Consider the following 15,755-nt stretch of genomic DNA (forward strand, 5'->3'; position numbering starts at 1 on the left):
GGTACTGATGGGCGGCACATCCGCCGAGCGCGACGTGTCGCTCAATTCCGGCCGTGGCGTGCTGGCGGCACTGCGCGCGCGCGGCATCGACGCGCAGGCCGTCGATGGGGTGCCGGCGCTGGTCGAGGCGATCCGCGAAGGCCGGGTGGACCGCGTGTTCAACGTGCTGCACGGCAGCCATGGTGGCGGTGAAGACGGGGTTTTGCAGGGCCTGCTGGAGGCGCTCGGCGTACCGTGCACCGGCTCGGGCGTGCTGGGCTCGGCGCTGAGCATGGACAAGATCCGCTCCAAGCAGGTGTGGCAGGCGATCGGCCTGCCGACGCCGGGCTACGTGCGCCTGCAGCCGGGCGACGACATCCACGATGCGGCGAAGCGGCTGGGCCTGCCGGTCATCGTCAAGCCGGCCTGCGAGGGCTCCAGCGTCGGCATCACCCGCGTGCTGCGCCCGGCCGATCTCGAGGATGCCGTGGCACTGGGCCGCCGCTATCCCGGCGAGCTGCTGATGGAGCAGCTCATCGAAGGCGGCGAGTTCACCGTCGGGGTGGTCGGCGACGTCGCGCTGCCCAGCATCGAGATCCGGCCGAAGAAGGGCTGGTACGACTACGAGGCCAAGTACACGCCCGGCAACACCGAATACCTCTGCCCCGGCCTGGACGGCGAGGCCGAGCAGGGCATGCGCGACCTGGCGCTCGAGGCCTTCCGCGCACTCGACTGCAGCGGCTGGGGCCGGGTCGACTTCATGCGCGATGGACAGGGCCGCAACTGGCTGCTTGAAGTGAACACCGCGCCGGGCATGACCGCCACCTCGCTGGTGCCCAAGGCGGCCGCCGCGATGGGCGTGCCCTATGAAGAGCTGTGCTGGCGGGTACTGGAATCGACCCTGGCGGAGGGCACCCGATGAACGCCGCCGTCCGCCTGGTCGCCTGGATCCTCGCCGTGGTGCTGGTGACGCTGCCGATCGTGGCGGTGCTCAATGGCTGGATCGCCGCGGAGCGCTGGCCGATGCACCGGCTGCAGGTGACCGGCGAGTTCCAGCAGGTGCCCGACGCGGCGATCCGCGAGGCGGTGCTTCCGCACGTGGGCGGCGGTTTCTTCGCCGTGCGCCTGTCGGACGTGCGCTCGGCGGTCGCCGCACTGCCGTGGGTCAAGGAGGTCGAGGTGCGCAAGCGCTGGCCCGACCTGCTCGAGGTGGCCATCGTCGAGCACCGTGCCTTCGCCCGCTGGGGCGGGGATCGGCTGCTCTCGGACCGCGGTGAGCTGTTCGAAGTCGACCCGGGCCTGATGCCGACCGGCCTGCCGGAGCTGGTGGGGCCCGACACCCAGGTGGGCGAGGTCGTGGCCCTCTACCAGCAGTCGATCGAGCGCTTCCGCCCCACCGGCGTGCGCGTGCGCGGCGTCAGCCTGAGCGCCCGCGGCGGCTGGGACATCGTGCTGGCCGACGGCACCGAAGTGGTGCTGGGCCGCAACGACCCCGAGCGCCGGCTGGCCCGCTTCGCGCGCCTGTTGCCGCAACTCAGGGCAGGCGAGGAACGCACCCTGGTGCGCGCCGACCTCCGCTACACCAACGGCTTCGCCCTGGTCTGGGCCGAGCCCGAAGCCGGCGCCACCCCCGGCACCAGCGTGATGAACATTGCAGGACACCCCCGTACATGAACCGAAAAGGCGACAAGTCCCTCATCGTCGGCCTCGACATCGGCACCTCCAAGGTCGTGGCGCTGGTCGGCGAATACAGCCCCGGCCAGGCGATCGAGGTGATCGGCATCGGCAGCCATGAATCGCGCGGCCTCAAGCGCGGCGTCGTGGTCGACATCGAATCCACGGTCAGCTCGATCCAGCGCGCCATCGAGGAGGCCGAGCTGATGGCCGGCTGCGAGATCCGCTCCGTGTACGCCAGCCTGTCCGGCAGCCACACCCAGTGCCGCAACTCGCCCGGCATCGTGCCGATCACCAGCGGCGAGGTCACCTATTCCGACCTCGAGCGGGTGCTCGAGGCGGCCAAGGCGGTGGCGGTGCCGGCCGACCAGAAGATCCTGCACGCGATCCCGCAGGAATACATCGTCGACAACTCGCAGGAAGGCATCCGCAACCCGGTGGGCATGTCCGGCGTGCGCCTTGAAGTGCGCGCCCACCTGATCACCGGCGCCCAGTCGGCGGCGCAGAACATCTCCAAGTGCGTGCAGCGCTGCGGCCTGCAGGTCGACGACCTGATCCTGAGCTCGCTGGCCTCCAGCGCCACCGTACTGACCAGCGACGAAAAGGAACTGGGCGTGGTGCTGGTCGACATCGGCGCCGGCACCACCGACATCGCGGTGTTCGTGCAGGGCGCGATCCGCCACAGCGCCTCGCTGCCGATCGCCGGCGACCAGGTGACCAACGACATCGCCCACCTGCTGCGCACGCCGACGCCCGAGGCCGAGCAGATCAAGGTGCGCTACGCCTGCGCGCTGGCCCAGCTGGCCACCGCGGAGGAGTCCATCCAGGTGCCCAGCGTCGGCGACCGGCCGCCGCGGCGGCTGGCCCGCCAGGCGCTGGCCGAGGCGGTGCAGAACCGCTACGAGGAAATCTTCGAGATGGTCCAGGCCGAGCTGCGCCGCTCCGGTTTCGAGGAGCTGGTGCGCGCCGGCCTGGTGCTGACCGGGGGCTCGGCAAAGATGGAAGGCGTGGTCGAGCTGGCCGAGGAAATGCTGCACATGCCGGTGCGGGTGGGGATTCCCCAGCACGTCACCGGCCTGGGCGAAGTGGTGGGCAACCCGGTGCATGCCACCGGCGTGGGCCTGCTGCTTTGGGGTTCACAGATCGAACATCCGCGCAGGCCGGTCCTGCCCCCCGGGAAGGTGGGCACGTTCTGGCAGAAGTTGCGCAATTGGTACCGCGGCGAGTTCTAGCGGTATGGGGCAGGACCCGGGCCAATGGGGTGGCCCGGTTCAGCGGCAAAGCGGCGAACAACAAAAGCAAATGCGCCGAAGCGACATCGAAAACCAACGCACTGGAAGCAAAACCGGAGGATTGAGGACATGGCACAGTACGAACTGATCGAAAAAGTAGCCCCCAACGCGGTCATCAAGGTGATCGGCGTGGGCGGTGGCGGCGGCAACGCCGTCGCGCACATGGTCGCCAGCGCGGTCGAGGGGGTGGAGTTCATCACCGCCAACACCGATGCCCAGGCGATCGAGAAGTGCGGTGCGAAGCTGCAGCTGCAGCTGGGCACGCACGTCACCAAGGGCCTGGGTGCCGGCGCAACCCCGAAGTGGGTCGGCAGGCCGCGCTCGAGGACCGCGAGCGCATCATGGAGGCGCTGGAAGGCGCGGACATGGTGTTCATCACCGCCGGCATGGGCGGCGCACCGGCACCGGTGCGGCACCCGTGGTGGCGCAGATCGCCAAGGAAATGGGCATCCTGACCGTGGCGGTCGTCACCAAGCCGTTCCCGTTCGAGGGCCGGCGCCGCATGCAGGTCGCGCTCAAGGGCATCGAGGAGCTCAGCGCGCACTGCGATTCGCTGATCACCGTGCCCAACGAGAAGCTGATCACCGTGCTGGGCCGTGACGCGACGATGATCCAGGCCTTCCGTGCCGCCAACGACGTGCTGCAGGGCGCCGTGCAGGGCATCGCCGACCTGATCGTGCGTCCGGGCCTGATCAACGTCGACTTCGCCGACGTGCGTACGGTCATGGCCGAGATGGGCATGGCGATGATGGGCAGCGGCACCGCCCGGGGCGAGGACCGCGCGATGGTCGCCGCCGAGGCCGCGGTCTCCAACCCGTTGCTCGACGACATCAACCTGGCCGGTGCCAACGGCATCCTGGTCAACATCACCGCCGGTCCGGACTTCACCATGCGCGAGTTCGACGAAGTCGGCCGCACGGTGGAGGAGTACGCCAGCGAGGATGCGACCGTGGTCATTGGCACCGTGCTCGACCCGGACATGGCCGACGAGGTGCGCGTCACCGTCGTGGCCACCGGCCTGGCCCAGCAGGCGGTGCGTGCACCGGTGCGTGGCAATGGCGAGCGTGAGATCCAGCGCACGCCGGTGAAGCTGGTGCGCAATGCGACCACCGGCGCGGTGGACTACGAGGCCTCGGGCATGTCGGTGCCGAACACGGCGCAGTCGCTGCGCGGGCAGGGAAGCAGCCACGCCTCGGGCCGCGGCGAGTCGGCACCGGCACCGTCGGAGTCCGGCGGTTCCGACCACAGCTACCTGGACATCCCGGCTTTCCTGCGGCGCCAGGCCGACTGAAGCGGGACCCCAGTGCGTTTGCCCCGTCCCGCGTCCTCCGCGCGGGGCGGGGACTTTCCTGCGAATGCTGCGGGAAGCCGGCGTTTTCGCCGGAGTTTGGCGAACATGGTCCGTATGTCTCCGAACGACGGTCTGCAGGGTGTCGATGACTCCCGGTTAAGCCGTTTATCGATAGTCTGTACAGCCCGTGTTTCGACTCCGTGTCGCTGACGTGTTAAATTTGCGTTTAGCGACCCGCGTGGTAGTCTGCGAAGGCGACCGTCGCGTTCGAGTGTGGAGAACGCTTCCCATGATCAAACAGCGCACCCTGAAGAATGTCATCCGCGCCACTGGCGTCGGCATTCATTCCGGTGAAAAAGTCTTCATGACGCTCCGCCCCGCGGCCGTCGATACCGGCATCGTGTTCCGCCGCGTCGACCTGCCCGAGCCGGTGGAGATCCGTGCCTGCGCCGAGAATGTCGGCGACACCAGCATGTCGACCACCCTCACCGAGGGCGAGGTCCGCGTGGCCACCGTCGAGCACCTGCTTTCGGCGATCGCCGGCCTGGGCATCGACAATGCCTATGTCGACCTGACCGCGCCGGAAGTGCCGATCATGGACGGCTCCGCCGGCCCCTACGTGTTCCTGCTGCAGTCGGCGGGCATCGAGGAGCAGGCCAAGGCGAAGAAGTTCATCCGCATCAAGAAGACCGTCATCGTCGAGGACGGCGACAAGTGGGCCCGCTTCGATCCGTTCGAGGGCTTCAAGGTCGGCTTCGAGATCGATTTCCGCCATCCGGTGTTCCAGCGCTCCTCGTCCCGGGCCGAGATCGACTTCTCGACCACGTCGTTCGTGAAGGAAGTCTCGCGCGCCCGCACCTTCGGCTTCATGAAGGACATCGAGATGCTGCGCGAGCGCAACCTCGTGCTGGGCGGCTCGATGGACAACGCGATCGTGCTCGACGACTACCGCGTGCTCAACGAGGACGGCCTGCGCTACGAGGACGAGTTCGTGAAGCACAAGATCCTCGACGCGATCGGCGACCTCTACCTGCTCGGCCACAGCCTGATCGGCGCCTTCTACGGCCACAAGTCCGGGCACCAGCTCAACAACATGCTTCTGCGCAAGCTCATCGCCCAGACCGATGCCTGGGAAGAGGTCACCTTCGACGACGAGCGCGACGCCCCGATCTCCTACGCCCACCCGGCCCAGGCGATCTGATTCCACCCCAATCGAGTTCACCGACGGCGGCCCTAGGGCCGCGTCGGCGTTTGTGGCACCAGGAAATCGCTTGGGATTTCCTATGGAATCTTGCGGGACATACCGACGTCACGCGCCCTTCATGTCGGCCAGCATGGCCTAGGGCATTGATTTTAAAAGGCCTGCTACTGCGATGGTCAGAAAATGACCAGAACGTAACGTGATCCGGGTCACAAACAGGTCAGTTCCTGCACATGCCATTCACACGATTTAACGACATCGTCGTTTCGATGGGCTATAAACGTGCGTCGCCGTTGATCGGGCAACCGGGAACAGGCGGCCAGTGGGAAGGGGAACCCGCTGGACAAGAACGCGCAGGATGCGATCAGGGCACGGAGGCCAGTGCAAGCAACTTTTCCCGGAGACCGGGGTCTTTGACCGCCTCCGCTGCCGAGCGCAAGCAGGCACGGGCGTGGTCGGATAGGGGGCGGGATGGCGCGTCGGCCTTGGGGCCGGGTGGCATCGCGGAAACTTCACCAGGAGCTCGCTGGCAGGGATGTCCAGGTCGCGCGCGGTAGCCAGGATGGCGTCCGCATACAGGCGCAGCTTGGCCTTCCATACCGGCGAGTTCACTAGAAACACCAGCGTGCCATCGCGAACATTTCCCAGTCGGCAGTGAGGGGCAAGTTCCGGTGGCAGGGCCAGGCGCAGGGTCTGGTCGATGGTGCCCAACCAAAGGGCGCGGTCGACCACACCACCCAGGCCCGCTTCGCGGGCCACCTCCAGAGGTGGCCGGGGGCGGTCGGGGGCGCCGGCAGCGCGGGTGTTATGAGGAGCAGTTCGTTTGAGCATGAATGTCATCATCGTATCGAAGTTTCTGAAGTCACCGAAGAAGTTGTGCCTGGCCGAGCCGCGAACCGCGGCCGCCGCGCTCGCAGCCGTAGGCCTGGCCCTGCTGGTGGCCTTCGGGGTCGGATTCGCCACCCGTGGTGCCAGTGGCGCGGCGATGGCGGAAGTGGAGAAACTGCGCGAGAACCTCGCCAGCCAGAACCTGGAACTCGCCCAGGCCCGTGAAGAGGCCCAGGTAGAGATCAATGCCCTGGCCGCGCGCCTGGCCGAGCTCCAGGCCCAGTCCACCCGCCTCAATGCCCTCGGCGAGCGCCTCACGCGCATCGGCAAGCTCGAGGACGGCGAGTTCGACTTCGACACCGTCCCGCCGCTGGGTGGTGGCGACGGCGAGGTGGGCCACGCCGTGCCGATGTTCGACCTGACCGGCCGCCTGGATGGCGTGGCGGCCGAACTGCAGCGTTCCGGCCACCAGCTGGAGCTGCTCGAAGCGCTGATGCTCGACCGCGACGTCGACCTCAACCTGATGCCCTCGGGCCTGCCGGTGGCCAGCGGCTACGCCAGCTCCAGCTTTGGCGCGCGCCTGCACCCCATCACCGGCCTGGCGCACCAGCACCGCGGCATCGACTTCGCCGGCCCGCGCGGCACGCCCGTGCTGGCGGTCGCCGATGGCGTGGTCATCTTCTCCGGCCGCGACGGCGGCTATGGCAACAAGGTCATGGTCGACCACGGCAGCGGTTACACCACGCTGTATGCCCACAACCACCGCAACCTGGTGAAGGTGGGCGACCGCGTGCGCTCCGGCGACAAGATCGCCGAGATGGGCCGCACCGGCAGCGCCACCGGCAACCACGTGCATTTCGAAGTGTGGCGCAACGGCGTGGCGGTCAACCCGCGCCAGTACCTGCAGCGCGCACGCGGCTGACACCGCGCGCCCGGCCTGCGGGCTGAGGGGTGGAATGCGGCAGGGCCGTGCCCCCCGACCGGATTCCACCCCTTTTCGTTTCCGCAGCGCTCGCCGTGAAGTCCCCCGTCGACATGGCTTGAAGCACGCCGGCGTGTCCCCACGTTAGAATGTCGGGCTGCTGCTTCAAGCGGCCCCTTCGTGCGCCGCTGGCGCCTGGCCCACCCGCAACCGGTCAATCCATGCTCAACAGCCTTCTTACCCGCGTTTTCGGCAGCCGCAACGAGCGGCTGGTTCGCCAGTACCAGAAGTCGGTCCAGCGCATCAATGCGCTCGAGGCGGAGATGGAGAAGCTCTCCGACGACGAGCTCAAGGCCAAGACCCCGGAGTTCCAGCAACGCCTGGCCGACGGCAAGACGACGCTGGACAGCCTGTTGCCGGAAGCCTTCGCGGTTTGCCGCGAGGCCGCGCGCCGCGCGCTGGGCATGCGCCACTACGACGTCCAGCTCATCGGCGGCATGGTGCTGCACAACGGCAAGATCGCCGAGATGCGCACCGGCGAGGGCAAGACCCTGGTCGCCACGCTGCCGGTCTACCTCAACGCACTGGCCGGCAAGGGCGTGCACGTGGTCACCGTCAACGACTACCTGGCCAAGCGCGACGCCGCCTGGATGGGGCGCCTGTACACCTGGCTGGGCCTGAGCGTGGGCGTGGTCTATCCGGGCATGCCGCACACCGACAAGAAAGAGGCCTACGCGGCCGACATCACCTACGGCACCAACAACGAGTACGGCTTCGACTACCTGCGCGACAACATGGCGCTGCGCAAGGAAGACCGCAACCAGCGCAGCCTGAACTTCGCGATCGTCGACGAGGTCGACTCGATCCTGATCGACGAGGCGCGCACCCCGCTGATCATCTCCGGGCCCGCCGACGAGACCGCCGACCTGTACGTGCAGGTCAATCGCATCGTGCCGCAGTTCACCCGCCAGGCCGAGGAGAACGCCGAGGGCGACTTCTGGGTCGACGAGAAGGGCAAGCAGGTCCACCTGTCCGAGGAGGGAATGGAGAAGGCCGAGATGCTGCTGCGCGAGGCCGGCATGCTCAAGGAGGGCGAGAGCCTCTACGACAGCCAGAACATCCCGGTCGTGCACCACCTGGGCGCCGCGCTGCGCGCGCACGCGATCTACCAGCGCGACGTGGACTACATCGTGCGCGACGGCGAAGTGGTCATCGTCGACGAGTTCACCGGCCGCACGCTGCCGGGCCGCCGCTGGTCGGACGGCCTGCACCAGGCGGTCGAGGCGAAGGAGGGCGTGCCGATCCAGCGCGAGAACCAGACCCTCGCCTCGATCACCTTCCAGAACTACTTCCGCATGTACGGCAAGCTGGCCGGCATGACCGGCACCGCCGACACCGAGGCCTTCGAGTTCAACTCGATCTACGGCCTGGAAGTCGTGGTGATCCCGACCAACCGGCCGATGGTGCGCAAGGACCAGCCCGACCTGGTGTTCCTCAACAAGATGGCCAAGTTCAAGGCCGTCGTCGCCGACATCAAGGAAGCCCACGCCAAGGGCCAGCCGGTGCTGGTGGGCACCACGTCGATCGAGACGTCGGAGCTGCTGTCGAAGATCCTGGTGCAGGACGGCATCGAGCACGAGGTGCTCAATGCCAAGCAGCATGACCGCGAGGCGCAGATCGTCGCCCAGGCCGGCCGCCCGGGCGCGGTGACGATCGCCACCAACATGGCCGGCCGCGGCACCGACATCGTGCTGGGCGGCAACTGGGAGGCCGAGCTCGAGGCGATGGGCGAGGAGGTCACCGACGCCCACAAGGCCGAGGCCAAGGCCGCCTGGCAGGTGCGCCACGACCAGGTGCTCGAATCCGGTGGCCTGCACATCATCGGCACCGAGCGGCACGAGTCGCGCCGCATCGACAACCAGCTGCGTGGCCGCTCCGGCCGCCAGGGCGACCCGGGTTCCACCCGCTTCTTCCTGTCGCTGGAAGACAACCTGATGCGCATCTTCGCCTCGGACTGGGTCCAGAAGGCGATGCGCATGATGGGCATGAAGGAAGACGAGGTCATCGAGTCGGGCATGGTCTCCAAGCAGATCGAGAAGGCCCAGCGCAAGGTCGAGGCGCACAACTTCGACGTGCGCAAGAACCTGCTGGACTTCGACGACGTCGCCAACGACCAGCGCAAGGTGATCTACCAGCAGCGCAACGAGCTGCTGGAGACCGAAACGATCCACGATGCCATCGAGGGCATCCGCCACGACGTGTTCGCCGGCGTGGTGTACCAGTACGTGCCGCAGGGTTCGATCGACGACCAGTGGGACCTCGACGGCCTGCAGCGCACGCTGGCCGACGACTTCGGCCTGCAGCTCGACCTGGCCAAGCTGGTCGAGGACACCGAGGAACTGGATGCGGAGGGCATCGCCCGCCACGTCGTCCATGCCGCCGACGACATGTTCCAGGCGCGCGAGGAAGCCGTGGGCGCCGAGACGATGCACGGCGTGGAGCGTCACATCATGCTGCAGGTGCTCGACCAGTGCTGGAAGGAGCACCTGGCGCGCATGGACTACATGCGCCAGGGCATCCACCTGCGCGGTTACGCGCAGAAGCAGCCCAAGCAGGAATACAAGCGCGAGAGCTTCGAGCTGTTCACCGAGATGCTGGAGAAGGTGAAGCGCGAAGTGACGATGTTCCTGGCCCGCGTGCGCATCCGCTCCGAGGAGGAGATGCGCCAGCTGGAGGAGGAGGAGCGTCGCCGCGCCGAGGCCGCCGCCGCGCGCATGCAGTTCAAGCACCCCGACACCGGCACCTACAGCGCCGATGAAGAGGCCGAGGAAGTCGAGCGCCAGCGCGCCTCGCTGGCCGCCGGTGGCGCCAGCGCCGGCACGATGGTGCGCGAGGAGCCCAAGGTGGGGCGCAACGACCCATGCCCCTGCGGCTCGGGCAAGAAGTACAAGCAGTGCCACGGGAAGCTGAACTAGTTCCGCCCACCCATGTCGTTGCCGCGGTCCTCGTCGACGACGAGGGCCGCGTTCTGCTGGGCAAGCGCATGGAAGGCCGCGACCTGGCCGGCGCCTGGGAGTTTCCCGGCGGCAAGGTCGACCCGGGGGAGACCCCACTCGGCGCCCTGGCCCGCGAGCTCGACGAGGAGCTCGGGATCGACATCGACCGCCGCAGCTGCAGCGAGCTGATCGCGGTCCCGTTCGCCTACGCCCACAAGCGCATCGTGCTGGACGTCTACCGGGTGGCCGCGTTCGACGGCACCCCGCGCGGGCGCGAGAAGCAGGCGCTGGCCTGGGTGCCGCCGGCCGCGCTGGACGCCTATTCGATGCCGGCCGCGGACCGGCCGGTCGTGGCGGCGCTGCGGCAGCCCGACCGCTACCTGATCACGCCCGAGGCGTCCGCGTCGGACCTGGAAGCGCCGAGGACTACCTGGAGCGCCTCTCGCGTTCGCTGGCCGCCGGCCCGGGCGGGTGCAGCTGCGGGCCCGCGGCGACGATGCCGCGGCGCTGGCGCGCCTGGCCGATGCGGTGGCCGGCCTGTGCCGCGAGTCCGGCAGTGCCCTGCTGATCAACAGCGCGCTGCCCGGTGCGGTGGGCCTGGCACGTCGGCTCGGTGCCGGGCTGCACCTGACCGCGCGCGACCTGGCCACCGACGCCATCCCCGGGGCAGGGGAGCTGCCGCTGGCCGCCTCCTGCCACGATGCCCGGGAGCTCGCCCTGGCCGAGTCGCGGGGCGTCGGCTTTGCCGTGCTCGGGCCGGTGCAGCCCACCCGCAGCCACCCGCAGGCCGCGCCAATGGGGTGGGAGGGCTTCGCCCGGCTGCGTGAAACGTGTTCGCTGCCGATCTATGCGCTGGGTGGGCTGGCGCCCAGCCAGCTCGGGCAGGCACGCCGCCATGGCGCCCAGGGCATCGCCGGGATCAGCGGCTTCCAGGCCTGAGGCCGGCAGGAGGTCAGCGCGCCGGTTCGCCCGCGGTGGCGGCCAGCTGCAGGTAGCGCTGGTGCAGCTGCATCACGGCCATGTCCAGATCGCCCAGTGCACCACTGTTCTCGATCACGTCGTCGGCGATCGCCAGTCGCTGCTCGCGGCTGGCCTGGGCGTCCAGCATGCGCTGCGCCAATGCGGCGTCGATGCCGTCGCGCTCGAGCAGCCTCGCCACCTGCACCTCGCGCGGCACATCCACCACCAGCACCCGCGCCAGCCAGGGATAGGCCTCCTGGCCCCCGCCTTCGGCCAGCAGCGGGATGTCGGCGACCGCGTAGGGGGAGGGGGCGGCTTCGCAGCTTGCGCGCATCGCCGCGCGGATGCGCGGATGCAGTATCGCTTCGAGGTCGCGCCGGGCGCTGGCGTCGGCGAACACCCGCGCCCGCATCCGGGCCCGGTCCAGGCGGCCGGCGGCGTCCAGCACCTCGGGGCCGAAGCGGGCCACCACCTCGTCGAGCGCCGGCTGCCCGGGCATCACCAGCGCATGGGCGAGCGCATCGGCGTCGGCGACGGTGACCCCCAGGGCATTGAACCGGCGCGCCACCTGCGTCTTGCCCGAAGCCACGCCGCCGGTCAGCGCGATGGTGATCGCGGCCATGCTAGAAAAATTCCAGTGTCATTCGCGTCCATGTTGCCTCAACGTAGCGCCTAGTGTCGCCCGGTGCGGCAGCGCCCGCTTGGCCCGCTTCATGCAAGCCAGCTCGCGGAACGTTCGTGGTTCAAGGGGTGGTGGACATGCGCGCAGGCCCCAGGGGGCGCCTGATCTGGATCACGCTGGGATGGCTGGGGGCAGTGATGCTCCTGGGCGTCGGCGTATGGCTGTTCCCGGTGGAGGGCCAGGGGCCGCGCGGAGGCGTGCTGGCGCTGGAGGCGGCCTCGGGCGTGAACGCCAGCCCGATGGATTGTGCCGCGCTGGAGCAACGGGCCATCGATCGCGACTGGCCGCTGGTGCGGCGCGAAGCGCCGGCGGCGGGTTGGTCGCGCCAACCGCTGGCGGTCGCAGTGTGGGGATTACCGACACTCAGTGCCGCGGTGCGTCAGGGCGACCTGCTCACCTGCGGCACGCTGCGCGACGCCCGCCAGCGCGACCCCCGCTTCACGGCAGGCGTCGGCGCGGTGCTGCATCCGGCCGCCGGTAGCATGGACGCGGTCGAGGTGCGGGTGGCGCCGTCCTATTCGATGCTGTGGCCCGCCGTGGTCCACATCGGCGATCCGGTCGACGCGCTGCGCGCCGACCGGCTGCGCTGGATGCTGCGCACCGGCGTGGTGGCCGCCCTGCTGGTGCTGCTGGCGTCAACGCTGCTGGCCTTCGGGTCGACGCGGCCCGGTTCGCTGATGGTGTTCATGGCCGCCACCACCGGCTTCCTGGTGTGGTCGCTGGAGATCTCCGCCCTGGCCGGCTATCCGCAGCGTTGGCTGGCTCCCCAGGGCCTGCACTTCCTGCTGGTGGTGGCCCTGCCACTGCCGATCGTCGCGGGCTTCGCGCACAGCCTGTTGATCCAGGCCAACGTGGAGCGCCACCACGCCCTCGCCGAACGCTTCAGCCTGGGTTTCCTGCTGGCTTCGCTGCTGACCCTGCCGTTGCTGGCGGTGCTGCCGAGAACCGCCATCGCCAACAGCGTGGCGGCCATCGAGATCCTGTTGCTGATCGTCGCCATGGTGCTGCTGGTGTGTGCGGTGACGATCTGGCGCAACCGGCGCGACGCCATCACCCTGGCGCTGGCCGTGGTGCCCTTCGCGCTGGTGACGATCGGCTCGCTGGCGGGCTCCAGCACCGTGCAATTGTGGAAGATCGAGCTGGTGCTGCTGTGCGGTGCCTGGCTGGCCATCGTGTCGCACCTGGTGGCGGCCCGCCGCCAGTCGCGGGTGAACCGCGACCTGGAGCTGATGAAGCACCTGGCCAGCACCGACGACCTGACCGGCCTGCCCAACCGCCGCGCCGTGCTGGCGGCGCTCGACGTGGAATTCGCCCGCGCGCGCAGCCGCGGCGACGAGGCGGGCCTGCCGATCGCGGTGCTGGATCTCGACCATTTCAAGCGCATCAACGACAGCCTCGGCCACCCGATCGGCGACCGCTGCCTGGTGCACTTCGCACGCAGCGTGCAGCCGCTGATCCGCCGCGGTGACATGATCGGCCGCACCGGCGGCGAGGAGTTCGTGCTGCTGTTGCCGGGCGCCTCGCTGGAGGAGGCCGCGCGCATCCTGGCGAAGATCCGCCAGACCCTTGCGCACTCCGCCGACATCGGCGGCCATCCGATCGCGCTGCACTTCAGTGCCGGGCTGACCGATGCGGCCAGCCATCCGAATCCCGAAACCGCGCTGCAGGTGGCCGATCGGCTGCTGTACCGCGCCAAGGACGAGGGCAGGGAGCGGATCGTGTGCGACCAGCTGCTGCCCGATTCGCTGACAAGCGGCCCTCAGGCCATGCCCACCCAGCGCGCGTAGCTGCCCAGCAGGTCGAACTGCAGCACCAGGACGATCCAGCCGGCGATGGCCAGGTAGGGGCCAAACGGGATCGGCGTGGCCTTGTCGCGGCCCTTGATCATCAGCCAGGCGCTGCCGATGACCGCACCCACCACCGAGCTGATCAGCACGATCGGCAGCACGGCGCCGACGCCGCACCAGGCGCCCAGCGCTGCCAGCAGCTTGAAGTCGCCGTAGCCCATGCCTTCCTTGCCGGTGAGCAGCTTGAAGGCCCAGTACACGCTCCACAGGCTCAGGTAGCCGACGGCCGCACCCAGGATGGCCGACACGGGGGGCACGAACAGTCCGCCCGGCACCACCACCGACAACAGCAGGCCCAGCCACAGCAGCGGCAGTGTCAGCTGGTCGGGCAGCAGCGTGGTGCGCAGGTCGATGCCAGACATGGCCACCAGTAACCCGGTGAACACGATGGCCGCACCCGCCTGCCAGGTCCAGCCGAACTGCCACACGCAGATGGCGAACAGCAGACCGGTCAGCAACTCCACCACCGGGTACTGCGCCGAAATACGCATGCCGCAGCCACGGCAGCGGCCGCGCAGCAGCAGCCAGCTGAGCACCGGGACGTTTTCCCAAGCAGCCAACTGGTGTCCGCAACCAGGGCAGTGCGAGCGCTGCACAACGATTCCCGGCGGCTTCGGATCGGCCTCGGCCGACAGCTCGGGCAGTTCCAGCAGTTCACGGCAATCACGCCGCCACTGCCACTCCAGCCGCGGCGGCATGCGCAGGATCACCACGTTCAGGAAGCTGCCGACCAGCAGTCCGAAGGCGAGCGCAGAGAGAGCGGCCAGCACAGGGCTGGCCTGCAGGATGACAATCAAACCCACGAAGCGTGCCGGGTCAGACGGTGGCGGCGAGCTTGAAGATCGGCAGGTACATGCCGATCACCATCGAGCCGACCAGCACGCCGATGATCACCATGACGAACGGCTCCAGCAGGCTGGCCAGCGCATCGACCTTGTTCTCGACCTCTTCCTCGTAGAACTCGGCGACCTTGAACAGCATCGTGTCCAGCGCGCCGGCCTCCTCACCGATGGCGACCATCTGCGTGACCATGTGCGGGAAGAGGTTCACCTGGGCCATGGCCAGGTGCATCTGGTAGCCCACCGCGATGTCATCGCGGATCTTGAGCACCGCGTCCTCGTAGACGATGTTGCCGGTGGCACCGGCCACTGTTTCCAACGCCTCGACCAAGGGCACGCCGGACTTGAACGTCAGAGCGAGTGTGCGCGCGAAGCGGGCGATAGCGGCCTCGTGCATGATGTTGCCGATCACCGGGACTTTCAGAATCGCGCGGTCGACCAGCCTCTGCAATGCTGTTGATCGTCGATAGGCAAAGCCCAGTCCGACAAACGTGCCTATTGCGACCAGAAGCATCATCCACCAGTAGGCGACCATGAACTCTGACAGGTTGACGAGCATGCGGGTAAACGCCGGGAGGTCGGCTCCGAACCCGGCAAACGTCGCCTCGAACTGTGGCACAACAAAGATAAGGAGAATCGCACTAACGAGAACAGCGACCGCAATAATGGCGATCGGGTAAAACAAGGCCTTTTTGATCTTCGCCTTCAGGGACTCGGTGCGCTCCTTGTAGCTCGCGACAGTATCCAAGACGGTGTCCAACACACCCGCCCCCTCGCCAGCTCGCACGAGGTTCTGGAACAGGCTGTCGAACTGGACGGGATACTTGGCAAGCGCGTCTGAGAAGGGACTGCCTCCCGATATTTCGGCGCCGATGTCGTCAAGCATCGCCTTCATGCGCGGATTCTTCTGGCCGTTGGCCAGAATCTCGATGGCGGTGACGATGGGCACGCCCGACTGCATCATCGTGGCGATTTGACGGCTGAAGTTGGCGATGTCGCGGGAGGTGATCTTGCTACCGGCCTTGCCAAACAGCGGCTTGGGTTTCGGCTTCACCAGAGTCGGATTGATGCCTTGCTGGCGTAGCTGTGCCTTGAGGAGGTTGGCGTTTTTCGCGGACGTCTCCCCCTTCATTTTTTGGCCGCGCTTGTCCGTCCCGCTCCAGACGAACAACTCCATCTCGCTCTTTCGCGCGGTGCTCTTGGGGGTATTAGGCTTCACAGCCCGGGATGCAGTTACGGCCATG

13 protein-coding genes and 2 pseudogenes are annotated in these 15,755 nt (G+C 68.1%); 11 read left to right on the forward strand and 4 right to left on the reverse strand.

Features of this window, described 5'->3' with window-relative positions; all coding sequences use genetic code 11:
• Positions 1–7 precede the first annotated feature (7 nt).
• From FU658_RS04245 to lpxC, 6 genes and pseudogenes are all read left to right on the forward strand, one after another.
• On the forward strand, positions 8–901 hold the full coding sequence (locus FU658_RS04245) for a D-alanine--D-alanine ligase (RefSeq protein ID WP_147891087.1): 894 nt from the start codon (positions 8–10) through the stop codon (positions 899–901).
• Positions 898–1,653, forward strand: coding sequence for a cell division protein FtsQ/DivIB (locus tag FU658_RS04250; protein WP_147890938.1), 756 nt, complete (start codon positions 898–900; stop codon positions 1,651–1,653). Before FU658_RS04245 ends, FU658_RS04250 begins: the two co-directional genes overlap by 4 nt.
• Positions 1,650–2,885 (forward strand): cell division protein FtsA, encoded by a 1,236-nt coding sequence (gene ftsA, locus FU658_RS04255; protein WP_147890939.1) that lies wholly within the window; start codon positions 1,650–1,652, stop codon positions 2,883–2,885. Before FU658_RS04250 ends, ftsA begins: the two co-directional genes overlap by 4 nt.
• A gap of 222 nt (positions 2,886–3,107) precedes the next feature.
• Positions 3,108–3,474: pseudogene (locus FU658_RS15790) on the forward strand (cell division protein FtsZ); the annotation flags it as partial.
• A 255-nt stretch (positions 3,475–3,729) separates the two neighbouring features.
• Positions 3,730–4,236, forward strand: coding sequence for a hypothetical protein (locus FU658_RS15795; protein WP_343195870.1), 507 nt, complete (start codon positions 3,730–3,732; stop codon positions 4,234–4,236).
• Between the two features lie 289 nt (positions 4,237–4,525).
• Positions 4,526–5,437: a UDP-3-O-acyl-N-acetylglucosamine deacetylase gene (gene lpxC / locus FU658_RS04265; RefSeq protein ID WP_147890940.1), complete on the forward strand. Its 912-nt coding sequence runs from the start codon at positions 4,526–4,528 to the stop codon at positions 5,435–5,437.
• Between the two features lie 249 nt (positions 5,438–5,686).
• On the opposite strand, the gene FU658_RS04270 is transcribed toward lpxC, so the two are convergent.
• Positions 5,687–6,280: a DciA family protein gene (locus FU658_RS04270; RefSeq protein WP_321167728.1), complete on the reverse strand. Its 594-nt coding sequence runs from the start codon at positions 6,278–6,280 to the stop codon at positions 5,687–5,689.
• Here FU658_RS04270 and FU658_RS04275 point away from each other — a divergent pair.
• The 4 genes and pseudogenes from FU658_RS04275 to FU658_RS15715 all read left to right on the forward strand — a co-directional run bounded on the left by FU658_RS04275 (position 6,267) and on the right by FU658_RS15715 (position 11,122).
• Positions 6,267–7,187 carry a M23 family metallopeptidase gene (locus FU658_RS04275; protein WP_147890941.1) on the forward strand — a complete coding sequence of 307 codons (921 nt, stop codon included), beginning with the start codon at positions 6,267–6,269 and terminating at the stop codon, positions 7,185–7,187. The two genes, FU658_RS04270 and FU658_RS04275, sit on opposite strands and share 14 nt — an antisense overlap.
• 221 nt (positions 7,188–7,408) lie before the next feature.
• The gene (secA, locus tag FU658_RS04280; protein ID WP_147890942.1) at positions 7,409–10,162 is read left to right on the forward strand and encodes a preprotein translocase subunit SecA; all 2,754 of its coding nucleotides are present in this window, start codon (positions 7,409–7,411) and stop codon (positions 10,160–10,162) included.
• Positions 10,163–10,230: 68 nt separating this feature from the next.
• Positions 10,231–10,482: pseudogene (locus tag FU658_RS15710) on the forward strand (NUDIX domain-containing protein); the annotation flags it as partial.
• Positions 10,483–10,654: 172 nt separating this feature from the next.
• Positions 10,655–11,122: a thiamine phosphate synthase gene (locus FU658_RS15715; RefSeq protein ID WP_321167729.1), complete on the forward strand. Its 468-nt coding sequence runs from the start codon at positions 10,655–10,657 to the stop codon at positions 11,120–11,122.
• Positions 11,123–11,135: 13 nt separating this feature from the next.
• Here FU658_RS15715 and coaE read toward each other — a convergent pair whose 3' ends face one another.
• The gene (coaE, locus tag FU658_RS04290; protein ID WP_147890943.1) at positions 11,136–11,765 is read right to left on the reverse strand and encodes a dephospho-CoA kinase; all 630 of its coding nucleotides are present in this window, start codon (positions 11,763–11,765) and stop codon (positions 11,136–11,138) included.
• Positions 11,766–11,902: 137 nt separating this feature from the next.
• Here coaE and FU658_RS04295 point away from each other — a divergent pair, with 137 nt between their 5' ends.
• Positions 11,903–13,612, forward strand: coding sequence for a GGDEF domain-containing protein (locus tag FU658_RS04295; protein ID WP_147890944.1), 1,710 nt, complete (start codon positions 11,903–11,905; stop codon positions 13,610–13,612).
• Here the strand turns inward: FU658_RS04295 and FU658_RS04300 are convergent.
• Both FU658_RS04300 and FU658_RS04305 read right to left on the reverse strand, forming a co-directional pair.
• Entirely contained in the window at positions 13,585–14,466 is an 882-nt protein-coding gene (locus FU658_RS04300; RefSeq protein WP_255505425.1) for a prepilin peptidase, read from the reverse strand. The genes FU658_RS04295 and FU658_RS04300 overlap by 28 nt on opposite strands.
• 22 nt (positions 14,467–14,488) lie before the next feature.
• Positions 14,489–15,754 carry a type II secretion system F family protein gene (locus tag FU658_RS04305; RefSeq protein WP_147890945.1) on the reverse strand — a complete coding sequence of 422 codons (1,266 nt, stop codon included), beginning with the start codon at positions 15,752–15,754 and terminating at the stop codon, positions 14,489–14,491.
• Between the last annotated feature and the right edge of the window lies 1 nt (position 15,755).

This window comes from Alkalisalibacterium limincola (genome assembly GCF_008017755.1).
GTDB classification, from domain to species: domain Bacteria; phylum Pseudomonadota; class Gammaproteobacteria; order Xanthomonadales; family Xanthomonadaceae; genus Alkalisalibacterium; species Alkalisalibacterium limincola.